The 16758-nt window shown below is 66.1% G+C and carries 11 protein-coding genes; 3 read left to right on the top strand and 8 right to left on the bottom strand.

Annotation, left to right across the window (positions count from 1 at the left end; translation table 11 throughout):
- Window positions 1-20: 20 nt before the first annotated feature.
- The 3 genes from WH85_RS39465 to WH85_RS39450 all read left to right on the top strand — a co-directional run bounded on the left by WH85_RS39465 (window position 21) and on the right by WH85_RS39450 (window position 3453).
- A complete protein-coding gene (locus tag WH85_RS39465; protein ID WP_045747272.1) occupies window positions 21-494 on the top strand; it encodes a hypothetical protein in 474 nt (157 codons plus the stop codon).
- Between the two features lie 150 nt (window positions 495-644).
- A protein-coding gene (locus WH85_RS39455; protein ID WP_425394690.1) for an IS3 family transposase occupies window positions 645-2068 on the top strand; the annotation gives its coding sequence in 2 pieces (ribosomal slippage) (window positions 645-1002 and window positions 1002-2068; 1425 coding nt in all).
- A 287-nt stretch (window positions 2069-2355) separates the two neighbouring features.
- Window positions 2356-3453, top strand: a complete 1098-nt coding sequence (locus WH85_RS39450) for an integrase core domain-containing protein (protein WP_045747269.1) — start codon at window positions 2356-2358, stop codon at window positions 3451-3453.
- A 617-nt stretch (window positions 3454-4070) separates the two neighbouring features.
- On the opposite strand, the gene WH85_RS39445 is transcribed toward WH85_RS39450, so the two are convergent.
- The 8 genes from WH85_RS39445 to WH85_RS51130 form a co-directional block, all read right to left on the bottom strand.
- On the bottom strand, window positions 4071-4817 hold the full coding sequence (locus tag WH85_RS39445; RefSeq protein ID WP_045747268.1) for an SDR family oxidoreductase: 747 nt from the start codon (window positions 4815-4817) through the stop codon (window positions 4071-4073).
- On the bottom strand, window positions 4810-9057 hold the full coding sequence (locus WH85_RS39440; RefSeq protein WP_045747267.1) for an SDR family oxidoreductase: 4248 nt from the start codon (window positions 9055-9057) through the stop codon (window positions 4810-4812). Before WH85_RS39440 ends, WH85_RS39445 begins: the two co-directional genes overlap by 8 nt.
- Before the next feature lie 37 nt (window positions 9058-9094).
- Window positions 9095-9904 (bottom strand): 2OG-Fe(II) oxygenase, encoded by an 810-nt coding sequence (locus tag WH85_RS39435; protein WP_045747266.1) that lies wholly within the window; start codon window positions 9902-9904, stop codon window positions 9095-9097.
- Between the two features lie 587 nt (window positions 9905-10491).
- On the bottom strand, window positions 10492-12189 hold the full coding sequence (locus tag WH85_RS39430; RefSeq protein ID WP_083449613.1) for a gamma-glutamyltransferase family protein: 1698 nt from the start codon (window positions 12187-12189) through the stop codon (window positions 10492-10494).
- 27 nt (window positions 12190-12216) lie between these two features.
- Complete coding sequence (locus WH85_RS39425; RefSeq protein ID WP_169792553.1) at window positions 12217-13584, bottom strand: glutamate-cysteine ligase family protein; 1368 nt, start codon at window positions 13582-13584, stop codon at window positions 12217-12219.
- Window positions 13585-13714: 130 nt separating this feature from the next.
- Window positions 13715-14656, bottom strand: a complete 942-nt coding sequence (locus tag WH85_RS39420; protein ID WP_045747264.1) for a hypothetical protein — start codon at window positions 14654-14656, stop codon at window positions 13715-13717.
- Between the two features lie 3 nt (window positions 14657-14659).
- Window positions 14660-15589: an NAD(P)-dependent oxidoreductase gene (locus tag WH85_RS49465; protein WP_169792552.1), complete on the bottom strand. Its 930-nt coding sequence runs from the start codon at window positions 15587-15589 to the stop codon at window positions 14660-14662.
- A 673-nt stretch (window positions 15590-16262) separates the two neighbouring features.
- On the bottom strand, window positions 16263-16601 hold the full coding sequence (locus tag WH85_RS51130) for a hypothetical protein (RefSeq protein ID WP_245674290.1): 339 nt from the start codon (window positions 16599-16601) through the stop codon (window positions 16263-16265).
- Window positions 16602-16758: the final 157 nt, after the last annotated feature.

The following is a 16758-nucleotide window of genomic DNA, read 5'->3' as shown; positions in this document are numbered from 1 at the left end:
ATCCGGTACGGTGCTCTGCCATGGCGACGGACGATGCATGGTGGACTTTGGACGCCCTCAACACCGAGGTCCCGGACCATCATCACGACTCGACGGTGGAGAACCTCGTCACCATCTTCGGCGCCAGTGACCATCTGGCGTGCCTTCGCAAAGAGGATGTCCCGGTCGACCAGATCCAGAAGTGGCAGCTTCTTGACGACCCCGATGCCGTTGAGAGTATCGCCAAGGTGGAGGACATTCGGCGTACGCTGCGCTCCGGGCGGGCACTACCGGCAATCGTGCTCGTCCACACTCCCGATGGTCCCCGATTCGGCGACGGGCTTCCCCGTCGCATCGGTGCTTATCACCTACTTGAGGGGATGCATCGGTACAACGCCACCTACCTGGAGCAAGCGCCCACGATCTTTGCATGGGTCGCACACGTCGGATGCTGCGGCGGCCCCGAAGCGGATGCACCGGAGGAGATGTTCGACGCCATCCCGCCGAGTCGGTGACTGCCCGGGAAGAGCATCGAGGCCGGGCGGCAGGTGGGTTTCCTCCTCGACGAAGCCCTGTCTGCCAGGGTGAGTTGAGGCCAGCGGTTCATAGCAAGTCCGCCGACAGGGCGAGTTCAGGATCGAGAAGCGTTGACTACTGCTGTTGGCATGGTCGTGGCCCAGGATGGGGTCATGAGTCGCGAGAAGGGCCCGCGTTCCGGCGGGCCGCGGGCCCGCCGTTCGTTCGCTCCGGGGCAGAAGCTGGAACTGCTCGCCGGTTACGAGCAGGCCGTCGCGGCCGGTGAGGGCGGGGCGTTCCTGCGGCGGGAGGGTTTGTACTCGTCGTTGATGTCGGAGTGGCGCCGGGCCCGCGACGCGGGTCTGTTGCAGGGCAAGCCGGCCGGGGAGACGGTTGGGCGGCCCAGCGCGGAGCAGGCGGAGATCGCCCGGTTGCGGCGGGAGCTGGAGTTGGCGCAGGCGAAGCTGGCGCGGACGGAGACGGCGTTGACGATCATGGGAAAAGCGCGAGAGCTCTTGGAGGACATCTCCAGGAGCGAGCCGGACGGTCCGGACGTGTTCGGGCTCGGCAGACGCTGATGGACGCCTTCGCCCAGCTGACCGGGGCGGGGACCACGACCCGGACCGCGGCGGCGATGACCGGGATCGCCCGGTCCAGCGCCGACCGGGACCGGCGTCGGCCGAGTCCGTCGGTGCGGCCCCGGACCGTCCCGGCGAACGCGCTCACTGCGGCCAAACGCGCCGAGGTCCTGCGGTTGCTGGACAGTCCTCAGTTCGTCGACGCTGCTCCGGCGCAGATCTACGCCGCCCTGCTGGACCAGGGCGTCTACGTCGGTTCGATCGCCACGATGTACCGGATCCTGCGCGAGCACCGGCAGGTCCGTGAGCGTCGCCGGCTGGCCCGGCATCCGGCCCGCAAGCGTCCGGAGCTGGTCGCCGCCGCACCCCGGCAGGTGTTCAGCTGGGACATAACGAAACTGGCCGGTCCGGTGAAGGGTTCCTACTTCGATGCGTACGTGATGATCGACATCTACTCCCGGTACATCGTCGGCGTCCGCGTCCACGCCCGCGAGTCAGGCCCGCTGGCCGCGTCGATGATGCGGGAGGTGTTCGACGTCCAGGGCGTCCCGCACGTGGTCCACGCCGACCGGGGCACGTCGATGACCTCGAAATCCGTCGCGGACCTGCTCGAAGACCTCACCGTGACCCGGTCACACTCGCGGCCGAAGATGTCCAACGACAACCCGTACAGCGAGGCCTGGTTCAAGACGTTGAAGTACGCGCCGGTCTTCCCGGACCGATTCGCGTCCCTGGCCCAGGCACGGGTGTCCATGACCGACTTCGTGACCTGGTACAACAACTGCCACCGGCACTCCGGGATCGGACTGCACACCCCGGCCGAGGTCCACCATGGCCGCCACCACGCCGTGCGTTCCGGCCGCCACGACACCCTCACCGCGGCCCGCGCCGCGCACCCGGAACGCTTCGGCACCGACCGGCTCCTGCCCAAGATCCTCGACCTGCCCGAACAGGTCTGGATCAACAAACCAGAGACGGAACCACAGGCCGCTTAACTCCCGTTGGCCTCACTCCCTTGACACGTTCCGCCGTCCTGCACCGCCAACTCGATGGGCAGCGGGTCCAGTTCGAACCCGCCGACCGGGTATGGCTGGCCGTGCTGCTCAGCAGACTCCCCCGGCTGACACCGGCCGACGTTGCACAGCCTTGCGGGTGCCGATAACCTCATCCCAACTGGTCAAAGCCATCTCGATCACCGACGCGTGGGCCTGACCCCGGGCTGGTTTCAGCGACCGGACCTCGGCGATGATCGATGCGCGCTGCTCCGCGAGGATGATCGGTTGTGTTGCTACGACTGGCTTACCTCGGTGTGACCAACTCTCTGGCCCTGCTGCGGCTGTTACCGATGAGTGACCGCCACAAGGACGCCGAAATCCTCGCTCTGCAGCACCAGATCATGGTGCTCGAACGGCAACTCGGTGGCGAACGGGTCCGGCTCACCCCGGCCGACCGGGCCTGGCTGGCCGCTCTGCTGCACCCGCTACCCCGAACGGTGCTGCACCAGCTGCGGCTGCTCGTGCGCCCGGAAACGGTGCTGCGCTGGCACCGTGACCTGATCGCCAGCCGACACGCCAGCAGCTCCCGACCCCTCCGGGCCGGTCGGCCACGAACGATCCGATCGATCCGTGCGCTGGTACTGCGCCTGGCGTCGGAGAACACCGGCTGGGGATACCGACGTATCCACGGCGAACTACTCGTCCTCGGGGTGAAGGTCGCCGCGTCCACCGTCTGGGAGATCCTCAAAGACGCCGACGTCGACCCGGCACCGGACCGCACGAACAACACCTGGGCGACGTTCCTACGCTCCCAAGCCCAGGCCATCCTCGCGGCTGACTTCTTCGAGACCGTGACGCTGACCGGCGCCCGTCTGTATGTGCTGGCCGTGATCGAGCACGCCACCCGCCGCGTCCGGGTGCTCGGCGTCACGCCCCATCCGACCGCCGCCTGGGTGGCACAGGCTGCCCGGAACCTGGTCATGGACCTCGAAGACACCAGCTGCCAGGTGAGGTACCTGATCCGCGATCGTGACGGCAAGTACCCGACCCTGTTCGACACCATCCTGTCCGACGCAGGCATCGAGGTCGTGCACAGCGGCGTCCGCATGCCCCGCATGAACTCGATCATGGAACGCTGGATCCAATCCTGCCGCCACGAACTGCTCGACCGGACCCTGATCTTCAACCAGGCCCATCTTCGGTACGCCCTGCGCGAGTACGAACGCCACTACAACGAGCACCGGCCACACCGAGGCATCGCCAACGCCAGACCATACGCACCACTACCCGGACCGATCACCGAACCGGCAACTCTCGCACGGCTTCGCGTCCACCGACATGATCGACTCGGCGGACTCATCCACGAATATGAGCATGCCGCTTGACCAGCACGGATGGCATTATCGGCACCCGCAGCGTCCGCCTGTGCGTCAAACGCTCGGCCCCGTCTCTGCCCCGTGAGGGCCGCGAAACCGCTCATGCCCAGACGAGCAGGAGAAACCCGAACGTCCCGATCCCAGTTAGCCACCAAGCACGAACCCATCCTGGCTGGTGCGACGGGCCCGAACAAACGGCCGGCGGCTCTGACCAGCCCTCGGGTAGCTCGGCCAAACTCGTGATCCCGTGAAGGCGAAAGGTCATGCCGAGCCCGTCGGACTTCTGTAACTGAGAAGCGCTTAACCTTCAGACACGAGAGTCGGAGGTCCTCCACGACCCCGTTGAACTGCACTTCGGCGCAGTTGAGCGCGGTTGACGCCCGTTGAGCGACAGGCCTGTGGCAAATTGCCAGACACGAAACGCTGACCTGCCAGGACGACGTGTTGGCAGGTCAGCGTTTGGGCACGCGCTCCCGCATTAGCCTGCCGCACGTGCCGATGCAAGGGCGAGCGAGGTTCAGTTAGAGAGCATGCCAGCAGACCGTCCCGCCGTGCGGACCTGCAGGAAGAAGAATTTGGCGAGCTCAGCGTGCACGCTGTCCGCCGTTTGAGTTGTCGCTCCCGGGTCAGATCCTCTGCCGGGTGGGACGTAATCGAATGTCGTCGAGATGCACATGGGCCGGCCGGTCCACCACGAACTCCACCGTAGCGGCCACGTCGTCCGGCACCAGCAGTGGACCACTCTCCTCCGTGACCGCCGCGAACCACTGCATGTCATACCCGGCGGCGTCCTGAAAACCGGATCGGACGAATCCGGGCTCGATCAACGTCACCCGTACCCCGTCCCCGCAGACCTCCTGCCGCAGTGCCTCGACGAGCGAGTGGACGGCAAACTTGGTCGACCCGTACACCGGGTTGGCCGCCGACACCTGCCGGCCGGCCGTCGATCCGATCACGACGATGTCCCGCGCAGCCGCCGTCTCGCGCTGGCGGAAGTCCGAGCCGAAGGCGCGCAGCTGCTCCAGCATGGATAGGTAGTTCACCTCGATCATTTCTGCCCAGCGCAACGGGTCGGACCCGAGGATAGTCCCGGGCAGGCCGCGCCCAGCGGCGAGAACAGCTACCGCGGCCGGGCCCCACTCCCGCTCGGCTGCCTCAAGCAGCTTCCCAGCGGCCCTCGGCGTAGTCATGTCGGCTGCCACTGGCACGATGGTGCCGGGCCCGCCGGCCGCCTCGGCGACCAGCTGGTCTAGCGCGTCCTTGCGCCGGGCCGCCGCCACCACCCGCAGACCTCGCCGTGCGAAGCGGGCGGCCGTGGCCCTCCCGATCCCGGACGACGCGCCAGTGACGATCGCTATCCGCTCCTCATCCATACCGCGGGCCCCTTCTCTCGATGTCGATGTAGCCCCGTTCGATCAGCCCCCCGAAGTACGCCCGCAGCCAACGCCCGGTCGGCGCTGGGAACCGCACCTGCAGCTCATCCAGCAGCCGGCGGGTCCAGGCGTGGTCGTAACGGACGTTGCGAGCCGGCCGAGCCGCCCAGAAGTGCGCGAGCCGCAGTGCCTCGTCGCCGGTAACCAGATACGGCTCGAACAGCGTCGTAAAGTCCGCGGCGCAGTCCGGCTCGATCGCGCAGCCCAGGTCCCGCAGCGCCGCGAAGATGTCGGAGTAGCTGACCGCGTGCACGATGTCGACATGGAACGTTCCGCCTCTCACGCGTTCGCTGCGGGAGATCTCCAAGACGCCCATGGCCACCATGTCGACCGGGCTTAGGGCGACATGGTGGCCGTGAGCCTCCGGCACGCGACCGATCGCGACAGCCGCGCGCAGCAGCTGGACCATCCGGTTGTCACCGGCGTTACGCTGGAATCGCCCAGTGACCGAGTGCCCGGTAACGTTGCCAGTCCGATAAACGAAACCGGCACCGCCATGCGCGGCGAAGTCGTGTACCAGCCGTTCGGCGTCGAACTTGCTGCGCTCGTACTCGTTGAGGAACTCCTGCCCGACGTCGAGATCGTGCTCGGTGAAGGCCACCGGCCGGTCCCGGCCGCCGCGGCCGCAGACCGCGAGAGTCGACAAGTGGTGCAGGTCCTTGGGTTGCCCGGTGCCGGCGAGCCGGATGAGCTCGGCCACCGGCCGCGTATTCTGCCGGGTAAACGTGTCGCGGTCGCCGAAGAGCCGGGTTTCGGCGGCCAGGTGGTAGATAGCCTCGACTTCACGGCTCAGCCGGCGGTACTGCGAGGCGGTCAGGCCTAGGTCAGGCTCCGTCAGGTCGGCCGCGAGCACGGTCACCCGGTCGGCGTACGAATCCAGGCCTGGGCCGAGCGCGTACCAGTCGTAGGCCTGCCGCAGCCGCTCAGCCGCCGGTTGCCCGCCGGCATCTCGGACGAGGCAATAGATCCGCCCGGACGTTCGGGTCAGCAGCAGGTGTAGCAGGTGGGCACCGATGAAGCCGGTGGCACCGGTGAGCAGCACGGCGCCGTACTCCCGGCGGACCCGGGCGGGGGGCGCCAGGTCGAGTTCCCGCGGCACCTGAGCCAGGAGCCCGACGGTCGACTCGCGCTCGATGACCAGGCGGGCCGGCCGTTCGCTGCTGCCGGATACCTCCAGCAGCAGCGCGCGGGTCGCCCCAGCCAGCCGGCGCATCTCGTCGTCCGAATGCCGCCGCGAGCTGTAGGACTGCTCGACCACTAGATGACCGTCGTGCAGCCGGGAGGTGAGCTTGAGATCATACGTGCGGTCGTTGGCCGGCCCGCGCACCGGACCGATTGGATACCGCGACAGCCGCGGGCGCAGCGGATCGTCGTAGGGCAGCGTGAACGCGCCGAGGTGGTTGAAGCACACGGCGGCCCGACGCGGACGCCGGTGCAGAGCATAGGCCACCCCCAGATTCGGCACGCCGTCCAGCGCCGCCGCGGCCGACTTCACCGCGGCCCGCGGGTCGTCGGCCACCACGTCGACCCGGACCGGGAAAGTCGAGGTGAGCCAGCCGACCAGCAGTGAGACATCGATCCGGTCGTCGAACGAGATCCGGCCGTGGCTCTCCACGTCGATGACCATCTCGTGCCGGCCGCGGCAGACGGCCAGCGCGTGGGCGAACGCGCCGAGTAGCGCGACGTGGGCCGTGGTCCCGGACGCGGCGGCTGCTCGGGTCAGCGCGTCGGTCTCGGCCCGGGACATCGCCCACCAGACCGCGGACGCGTCTCGTTCGAGATTATCGTCGTCGGCAGTGACGGCCGCGCGCGACTGTTCGACACCCTTCCAGGCGGTGAGGTCGGCCCACAGGTCGGGCGCATGCTCGTGCAGATGGGCGGCCCACGTGCCCATGTCGACCCCCACCGGCCCGGTCGCCGGCCCCGTGCCGGCGAGCCGCGCCCGATATCCGCGGCAGATATCGTCGACCATGATGCGCCAGGAGACGGCGTCGACGCAGAGGTGGTGGCCGATCAGCAGCAGGTGGGCGGTCCGGTCGCCACGGAACAGATGCGCCTTGAAGACGCTGCCGTCGGCCAGCCGCAGTTCGTCCTGCCGGGCGGCGGCGGTGGCCCGGATATGCGCTGTCGCCGCGTCGTCCTCGTCTGGCAGCGCCGACTCGGTCAGCTCGAACGACGGCGCTACCTCGACCCGTTCGGGCTGTGGTGTGACCCGGAACGCGGTGCGCAGCATGGGATGCCGCTTGACCGTGTCCCGGATCGCGGCGGCCAGCTCCGCCGGACGGACCTCGGAGGCGATGTCGAGCAGGATCGCCTGGTTCCAGCGGTCGGGCTGAGCGAACCGCTGCGCAAAGAACCATTGCTGGGCGGGGGAGAGCACGGTCCCGGAGACCGCTGGGCCGCGCAGAGCGGCGTCGGTCTCACCGTCGGCCGTTATGGCCATCTCGGCCGCAAGTGCGGCCGGGGTCGCGTTCCCGAAGAAGACCGAGGCGCTGACTCGGTACCCGAGATTCTGCAGGTCGCCGATCACCTGGATGGCGTCGAGGGAACTGCCGCCGATCGCGCTGAAGTCTTCGTCATTGCCGAAGGCGTCGTGGCCGAGGTACCGCCGCCAGACCGCGCGGACGTCGGCCAGCACCGGATCGCCGTTGTTGCGCTCGCTTGTCTCCGGCGCGGCCAGGCGCTCCTCGACAAGACGGCAGACCGCGTTGGCGTCGGTCTTGCCGTTGGCAGTGCGAGGGAACTCGGCGAGTACCTCGATGCGATCGGGGATCATATAGGGCGGTAGCAGGACGGCCAGCGCGCCGCGCTGGTCGTCGCGGCCGAAGGCCAGATCGGCCACGGTCACGGCGGCGACCAGCATCGGGCGACGGCGTTCCAGGCGGAAGGCGATCGCGCCAGTCACGCCGGGCAGTTGGCGTAGACCGGCCTCGACGTGGGGCAGCTCAATCCGGTATCCGCCGATCTTGACCTGACGGTCGGCGCGGCCCAGGAACTCGATGATGCCCCGGGCGTCGACGCGGACGCGGTCGCCGGTGCGATAGCTACGGCGACCGTCCTCCACGCCAAACACCGCCGCCGTTGACTCCGGGTCGACGCGGTAGCCAAGCGCGACCGACGGCCCGGCGACGATCAGCTCGCCGACGGCATCGAGCTCCTGCAGCGTTCCGTCGTCGGCCTGCACCATCAGGCGATTGGAGCCGAGCGCGGTGCCGATCGGCACTGACTCAAAGCCGTCCAGCGCGTTTACGTCGGCCGGGCTCCGCATCGCGTACGTGGCCACGCCGACAGTGGCCTCCGTCGGCCCGTAGTGGTTGATCAGCACGCCGGTCACGCCGGAGGCGAGAATTCGGAGGGCGAGGGTTTGCGTGAGGACCTCCCCGCCGAGCAGCAGGTGCCGCAGGGCTGGCCGGGCGACACCTGAGCCCCCGACGATGCTGGAGACGGCCGCCCAGTGTGAGGGCGTCGTCTTCAACACGTCGATGCGCTCGGCATGCAGATAGCCGAGCAGACCGGCCGGGTCCCGGCGGGTGAGATCGTCGACCAGGTGCAGCGTGCCGCCGGTCCAGAGGGCAAGGAAGAGGCCGGTGTTGCCCAGGTCGGCGGCGAGCGTGGTGACATGGGCGTAATGCAGCGGCTCGGTGATGCCAAGGGCGTCCCGCAGTGACTCGGTGTAGTGGCGCAGGTTCACATGCGAGACCATCACGCCCTTGGGCATTGCCGTCGAGCCCGACGTGTAGAGCACGTAGGCGACGTCGTCGAGTTCCGGCGCCGGTTCCGGCCGTTGCGGCGGCGCAGCATCGACGCCGTCCGCGCCGGGGCCAATCGTGGGCAGGACGCGCAGGCTGAAGTCGGCGGCATGGGCGGCGCTTGTCAGGACGATGGCCGGCTCGGCCGAAGCAAGGCGACCGGCGGACTCTGCCACCACGCCCGACGGTTCGATGACCGTGTACGCCGCGCCCGCCCGCAGCGCGGCGAGCAGCCCGACAATGACTTCGACTCCCCGGTCGAGGTAGATCCCGACTAGCGCGCCGCGGCCGATACCGCGCTCACGCAGGCACCGGGCCAGCCGGGACACCCGCGTGTCCAGGTCTGCGTAGGTCAGCTGGTCCCTGCCGGAAACGACGGCGAGCCGGGTCGGATGGCGCTTGGCGTGTACACGTACCCGATCCTCTAGCATGCAGATTCCTTGCCAGTCAAGAAGAAACGGGCCGAGGTCAGCTCCAGAAGACGAGCGGCTGTTCCGGCCCCTTTGAAGCGATGAAGGCGGCCGCGCCGACGCGGTACTCGTCCACCCCGGGGGTCACAGCGTGCAGCATCCGCGGGCTGAAGAGTATGAGGTCGCCGGCGTCAGGGTGTATCTCCAGCGCGGGCGGTTCCAGCGTGGCGGGGTCGAGTCCCTCGACGTCTAGTATAATCCGGGTCTCCTCCGCCGTCGGTTCGCGCAGCCAGAGCAGCAGGTTGCCGCCCTGCTCGGGCACCTGCAAGTAGATGTTGGCCACTAGCTGGTTAACCACGCCCTCGATCTCTGGCGCGTCGGTCTCCTGGTTGATGGCGTCGCTGTGGGGGTGGAGCTCTGAGGTGTTTGGCCGGAATACGCGCAAGGCGCCGACGAAGCACAGGCGCCCGCGCAGCCGCAACAGGTTCGCGCCGGCCGGCCAGAGCTCCTGCAGCTCGAGGCGCACCCGGTCGACCGGCGACAGGTACGGGTGGAACATCGAGCGCACGTCCTGGATGGCAGGTAGCGCTGCGTCGTGGTATTTGGCGGTGAGCTCTGGGTCCCACTTGGTGTCGATGTGCGGCATGTAGACACGGCCGACGCTACCGGCGAGCTGCTTGTGATAGTGACCGAGGGCCGGGTGGTCGATGGCCTTGTGCGCGACCTTAGCGGCGATGTCGGCAGGGTAGTAGCCGCGGATGTGGACCGCGGCGATCTCGCGGCCAGCCAGCTGCAACAGGGTCTGCGTAGTCAGCTCGGGGGCGACGTCGTTCGTCAGGGTTCTGACGACCTGGACGGCTTCGGTCATGGCAGGTCTCCTTAGCGCCGGGTGGACGGGAAAGGCAGCGGGTCGCGGACAGCTGGACTCGCCGTGGGCGGCACGATCGACGCCTGTTGGTACGTACTGCCACGGCTGACGTGCCGTGTCCCGACGGCCTGCGCTGGGCTTGGTTCTGGCGTGGCGCCGCATGCGCACCTAGTGATCTGCGACGGCGGCGGACGCAATTTGGGCACGCCGACACGGCCGTCAAAGGACACGGGGCCTCGCGCTGCCTATCGGATCACTGACGTCACTGGGCTATGCCTTGTGCTCCCCCAAAATCATCCGTCGAAATAGTTCGCTGTCTAATTGCCGACACACCTATTCGTGCGCCCATGGCGTGCTAGGCGCGGCGTGCACAAAGACAACCGTAAATCACTCGTTCCGCGGCAGTCAAGGTTGGTCCTAGTTCTTGAAACTAAGCGATATCAGAAGCCTGGCATCGATCCGCAAATGATCAACGCCCTTGTCGATCCGCGGCAAATATCCCCCAACAGAGAAGGAGCTGAGCTCCGCGGTAATATCGATCTTGAATGTAGGGCGTAAGCCCGCGGATCGCTGGACGACCGCGGACGCTAGTAGGCGGCTGCCGCAGTCATCGACAATGGATTCACGCCGGAGGTGTACTCGCCGTCCGACGACCGCAGGATTCCGCACGCATTGGCAAAGTGTAGCGTGGTGAACTCTTCGCTTCTCAGCACAATTGAATGTCCCCGCCGCTCAAGGTCCGTCACCACGTGTCTGGGCATTCGGGAATCCAAGATGACATCGTCCACCGAAACGTCGAAACGCGGGGTGCTGATCGCGTCCTGTATGCCGTATCCCGCGTCAACGACGAGGCTGAGTATCTGCGCGACCGCCGTCGAGATGCGCTGACCACCGGTTGCGCCGAGGCAAAGAAAGGGGCCACCCGATCGATCGGAAACGATGATCGGCGTCATGTTCGACAGCGGTCGCTTTCCGGGCGCGATCGAATTGGGCTTGCCGGGATGCGGCGAGAAGGCGAACATCGCATTGTTCAGCAGCACGCCGCCGGCGGTCACCACCCTTGACCCGTAGCTGCTCAGGACGGTCTCGGTGAGACTGACTACGTTGCCGTCGGCGTCCGTCGCGCAGATGTGGGTCGTGCCCTCTACCGGCTGCTTGCCCGGATGGCCTCCGGCGACGCCTGCTTCGTCAAGATCGGTGAGAGGGCTCGCACGGTCCGGGCTGATACTGTCCGCTATTTCGTCCATGCGCTCGGGCGTGCACAGCTGCGGCCAGGTGCCGTCCATGAAGAGCGTATCGCCCAGGTGCCGGCGCTCGATCGTTCGGCATCGCTTGATCGCCTCGAGGATCAGGTGGATGCGCCGCGGGTCGAGGGGGTCCCGGCCGGCGAGGTCAAGCCGTGCGAGCACGCCAAACAGGAACGGTGCGACGCTGACGTTGTCGGCCCCGAGAATCTCGAATCTTCGGTAGGGCGTGCGTCGTGCGGTTCCCTGGCGGGGGCGATAGGCGGCAAGGTCCGCTGCGTCCAAGATGCCCCCATGCCCCATGATGTCGGCAGACATCTGCTGTGCGAGCCCGCCCGCGTAGAAGAAAGACGCGCCCGCCTCTGCGATGCCGCGCATGGTTTCGGCCAGGAGGGGTTGCCGTTGTACGTCCGCTGGGTTTACCGTCGCTGGCCGGTACGGGAACCGCCCGTCGCGGAGCATGCTGTGGGCGGTGGCGGGGAACCGGCACAGTTCGTCGAGGTGGATCCCCTGCATGAGGGCGCCCAGCCAGTCAGTTTCAAAGCCCGATGCGGCCAGTTCGATGGCCGGGGCCATGACATCACTCAGGGCGAGGCTCCCGAATTGTTCGACGGCCGCGACCAGGCCCGCGGCGGATCCGGGCACGCCGACGGCGCGGTATCCGACCTCGTTTTCGCGGTTCGCCACGCCACGCCAGCCCATCGGGTCCTGCAGGGTCTGCGACCTAACCGTGAACATGTCGGGCGTCGAGTTCGACGGTGCCTCGTACCGGTAGTCGATGTAGCGAGGCTGATCGCCGAATCCGCTCATAACGAGGAGCCCGCCGCCGCCAAGGGAATTTGCGAATGGCTGCACGACGCCATTGGCGAACGACGCCGCCGCGGCCGCGTCGACGGCGTTGCCGCCTTGGCGCAATATCTGGCAGCCGGCCGCCGCGGCAAGCGGATGTCGTGCGCACACCATGCCGTGGCGCGAGCGCGCTTCAGTTTTTGTATGCAGCCACGTACTGCCGCCCGAGGCCAGATGCTCTTCGCGGTTCATGGACGAACAACCTCTCCGGGTTGTGGCTCAGCGCACGCGATAGAAATCAATGTACTTCCGCACATCATGTGAAAAAGCGTTCTGCCATAGATCCCGGCACACATGGGCCATCGTTCGACCGGTCTCGACAATGTCGAAGAGCGGATCGAGCCAGGTGAGGATGGCCGGGTTCTCGACGCCGTCCTTGACCCGCGTCGTCAGGCCCTGTCTGCTCAACTGCAGGAGCTCGGCGAGAAAGGTCTTGATCGGCTGGCCCGCGATTGTCGCGCCGGTTCCATACTTCGCGATCTGTAGCCGGGCGGCTGTGTGCTGATCTCTCGTGAATTCACCGACCAGCTCCCACGCCTGACGCCGCGCGCTGGCATCGTAGGTCAGCCCGGTCCAGAAGGCTGGGACGCTGGAGAACGTCTCGAACGACGGCCCGTCCATGGCGCGGATCTCGAGCGTCCGGCGAACCCTGACGTCGGAGATTACCTGCGTGAGGTGTGACCGCCAGTCAGCCACGTCAGGGTATGTGCCGTCGCCGAACCCGGAGGCGAGCAGTGAACCGAACGGTGCGGTCGGCGCGACCGAGCACCGTCCATCCGCATGCCGCCGGTACATCAGCGGCTGACTCATGCTCCAATCCACAAGCGCGTCGATGCTGAGGCTGTCGGTGAGCGCGGGCGGAATGATCCCTGTCCGGCGCGCGTCAGCTCCTGCCCAGTAATCCATGCGTCGTGACAGGGATTGCGAGACCTGCCCACTCTCTAGTGGTGAGTTCACGAACATCGCCGTGGCGAACGTGGAGACCGCCGACTGCATGCCAAGCTTATCGATCAGGTCATCCTCGTCGGAGTAGTCGAAGGTGACCTGCGTCGAAAGGGTGCGGCTCATGATGTCGGGTCCATGGCTGCCGGCCGCCCCCAGGCTGCGAAAGTATCCACGCATGATCGGGCCGCGTAGGTGGGGCACCCAGGAGACATCGGATCGTCCAGTGAACGGAAAATTGCCCCCCGGAACGAGCGCAAGGTCGAGGTCGTCCGCCACCGCCGCTAGCCGGCGGTACATCTCGTACGTTTGCCCGACCGCGCCGGTGGCATTCGCGCAAGGGCTCGAGGAATACTCGATCGCGCCGCCGTGCTCGAGCGACAGACTCGACCCGTCGGGAAATCCCAGGCCGAGTAGGTTGCCGTTCTCCACGCAGACCGTGCCGCCGAACTGTGCCTGAATCGTCTCCAGGTAGACGCGAATGCCGCGCGACCCTTCATACGGGATGCTCGCGCCAGTCACCGGATTCAGAATCGCGCTTTCAACCTCGATGCCGACCCGCTCCGCATCTGTGGCCGCCTCGATGAAGCTGGATCTGAGTTCAGATCGCGACAGTGACGACCCCGGTTCCACACATTCCAACAAGATGACTCCTCCTGCAGGCGACGTCAATTCCCGCTCGGGCTACCCCGCCGGAGCTGGTTCACGTGGTTGACGCGGGCGCTAGTGCAATTCGTTGTCCGCCATTCGGGCAGCCCGGGCCACCGATATGAGGCTAGGAGGATTCGGGCGGGCTTGCCTGGACCGCATTCTGCGCCTCCGTGGACAGCGGGACCACCTGGTCGGCGGCACTGAGGTCCCACAGTTGGTCGAAGTGCGTCATGAGGCTCGAGCCGGGGGCCGAGTTAGTGCTGAGCTCGATGTACGGGCGATCCTCCAACCGCCCGGGCTGAGCTGAGGAAAGCGTCCCAACAAACCCCTGACGGATGACAGAGTCGACCCTCGCAAAGTGCATGTTCGGCGGGAGGTTGTAGCCGCGATAGAGAAAACGGCGCCGCGCCTCCTCCGGCCAGGACGAGGCCGTGAACTGCCGCATCCGGTTCTCGACCTCTTGCAGCTGCCCTCGCAGTTCCGCGGCACTGGTGGCAACAGGCCATGGCAGGAAGTTCGTGGCGTACTGCAGCAGCGTGTCGGATGCGCTCGCAGAGATGGCCAGGATTCTGATGCGAACACCCCGAAGGGCGGCTGATCGCATCTCCTCCATGAGGTCGACGTTGGCGAACTGCATGCTCCGGATCACCAGGAAATCCACGGCATGCCGCGCCTCCATCACCGCCGCCTTCTGGAACTGCGGAGTCATGTAGCCGCTTTTCAGCAGAGGTATGGCGGACTGGTTTGACTTCGACTCGTTTCCTGCAATGTTCAGTACCCGCATGATCCCCTCGATTTGGCCGCAGATCCGTATCAGATCCTCGGCGAGGTCGCTCGCGTCCACGTCCTGCGTTTTACGCAAAAAAACGCTCGCCGACCGCAGGCGCACCACCAGCGACTCAATTCCGTATATCCGATGAAGTAGACGTCGCTCCTCCTCCTGGGTCTTCTGCACCGAATGGACGCGAACGAGGGTGATGATCGCGATGGCAAACGCGATGATGCCGAGAACATCCGCGATGAAGCTGAGAACATCTTTGACATCGTCGAGAAAAGGAATAATCATGGGTTACTCAAACGTGCGGATGACGCCGTCAACCACAATGTTCTGCATTGCTCTCTCGGCCTCCACGGTCACCCCGGCAACGTGCGGCGTGACGAGAAAGCGGTCGTCCAGCCGGCTGACGAAATCCTCACCGGCCAGCCCGAAGTCGTCCACAGCCAGGGAGAGATCTGGCCGGTCGACCATCGACTCAGTCAGCTGGCCAAGGTCAAAAATGTCCTTGCGAGCGACATTGACCACGCACGCATTCTTAGGCAACTTGTTGAGGAGGCGGCCGTCCACCATGTGCCTAGTTTCGTCCGTCAGGGGCAAATGAATCGAAACCACGTTGCAGGTTCCGAAGATCTTGTCCAGTCCCGAGTTTTCGGCACCGTACTCGAGAATCTCGGGGTGGCTCGCGGGGTTGCGGGTCCAGACGAGGACATTGACGCCAAATGGTTGCAGCAGCCGCAGCAGCGCTTGCGCAGTGGCGCCAGCGCCGAGAATGCCTACATTCATCCCGCGGAACTCGTGCGGCGCGTTAACCATGCCTGCACGATCGGCGCCAGAAAGCGACGCGGCATGCCCCTCCCGCAGCCGCTTGACGATACAAAGAATCATGGCTAACGCATGCTCGGCGACAGATTGCGAATTCGCGTTGCCGGACGTCACCAGCTTCACCCCGCGCGATTGCACGGCTGGGACGTCGATGTGATCGGTCCCGGCCGAGACGGACCCGATAGCTCTCAGGTTCGGTAGTTTGTCCAGGACCGATGCGTCGATACGTTCTTTGACGCCGACTACGGCTGCATCGACGCTCGACCCGAGATCCACAAGCTCCGAAACCGCGACGCTTCGTTCTGAGGCGACGACAACTCGATCAAATGCTTGATGCAATTTCTCGGCCGCGGCCTCGTTCTCCAGAACGTTGGGCAGAACGACGAAAACGGTTCTCATGCAATGCTCCCGAGCCACGGTTGCCATTGTGTCGATATCAGATAGGATCTACTGGAAGAGTACGGGCTGTGCCGTCGCTGAGACACCCGGACTCGCCAGCTGCGCGACGATCGTTCAAATGATCATGGCGGCGCCGGGCCACCCGGCAGTGGTTGACGAAGACGAACTCAGACCACATTGCCGGACAACCAGACTGGGGTCAACAACTAGATCTGGCGGGTGTGGAGTTGGTCCATCCACGAGGATCATCACGTCGGAACAACCATCCCTGAGCTTCTCCCGGTTTTCCGGACACCCGAAGATGCTTTTCGAAAGACCAGTGGCAAACAGCCCGGGATACTGCGTGGTGACACGCTCCCAAGCCGTTGATCTCAGCAGGGTCATTGCGTTCTGGGGTAACTGCTGGTCACGGCGGTGATCAGGTCGTGTGGTCGGCGGTCGGCGCGTCGGTTGGCGCGGGCGATGTTGGTGTCGCCGTTGATGCGGTGCTACCCGATCGCGGTGTTACGCAGGGTGGCCATAACGGCGGGCCCGGTGCCGGTCCGGGCTTGGTGAAGATCCTCACGGAAAGTGACGTCTCTGACGTTGTGGACCTTGTTCTCGATCAACCACTCTGCTCTGGCCCATTTCTGCAGGTCAGCGGGCTGGGCGTCGGCGGCGGTCAGGGAGGCGATCAGGTAGGCGGTCTCGCGGCTGGTTTTGCCGTCGATGGTGCGGGTCCGGGTGATCCGGGCGGCCTGTCGGGCTTTCGGGAAGGCGTTCCGCCCGGGGTGTGCAGGGTGACGGCCTTGACCGTGCGGGTCTCCTTGCGGCCGTGTCCGCGGTCGCGGGTGCGGTCACCGACCGGGATCTGCGCCCACGGCAGGGTCTTGAGCTGAGTGTGAAGGGTGGGCTGGTTGCCCTTCGCCGGTAGCAACAGGTGTGCTCCGCGGCTGGTGATCTGCTCGGCGTGGTCGGTCTGGGTATGCAGGGCGTCGGCGACGAACAGGACTCCAGTCAGGCTGCCCAGCACGTTTTCGACCTCGGTGAGAAGCGGGGTGAATGCTGGGATTTCATTTGATTTGGTGTCGACTGTCAAGCCCCGGGTTTGGTGGAGAGTTGGTTAGCTGGTTTTCAGGGGTGCGGTGACCGGGTGGGTCATCGCGTGCAGTGCCTCGTATTCGGCGGGT

The organism is Actinoplanes rectilineatus (assembly GCF_000962825.1).
In the GTDB taxonomy this organism is placed as follows: domain Bacteria; phylum Actinomycetota; class Actinomycetes; order Mycobacteriales; family Micromonosporaceae; genus Actinoplanes; species Actinoplanes rectilineatus.
The sequence above is the reverse complement of the archived record's forward strand: the minus strand, read 5'-3'. Positions and strand labels throughout refer to the sequence as shown.

Bases quoted from the DNA above. Each gene is read 5' to 3' on its own strand.
- WH85_RS39465 (WP_045747272.1), top strand. From the start codon at position 21: ATGGCGACGGACGATGCATGGTGGACTTTGGACGCCCTCAACACCGAG.
- WH85_RS39445 (WP_045747268.1), bottom strand. From the start codon at position 4,817: ATGGATGAGGAGCGGATAGCGATCGTCACTGGCGCGTCGTCCGGGATC.
- WH85_RS39440 (WP_045747267.1), bottom strand. From the start codon at position 9,057: ATGCTAGAGGATCGGGTACGTGTACACGCCAAGCGCCATCCGACCCGG.
- WH85_RS39435 (WP_045747266.1), bottom strand. From the start codon at position 9,904: ATGACCGAAGCCGTCCAGGTCGTCAGAACCCTGACGAACGACGTCGCC.
- WH85_RS39430 (WP_083449613.1), bottom strand. From the start codon at position 12,189: ATGAACCGCGAAGAGCATCTGGCCTCGGGCGGCAGTACGTGGCTGCAT.
- WH85_RS39420 (WP_045747264.1), bottom strand. From the start codon at position 14,656: ATGATTATTCCTTTTCTCGACGATGTCAAAGATGTTCTCAGCTTCATC.
- WH85_RS49465 (WP_169792552.1), bottom strand. From the start codon at position 15,589: ATGAGAACCGTTTTCGTCGTTCTGCCCAACGTTCTGGAGAACGAGGCC.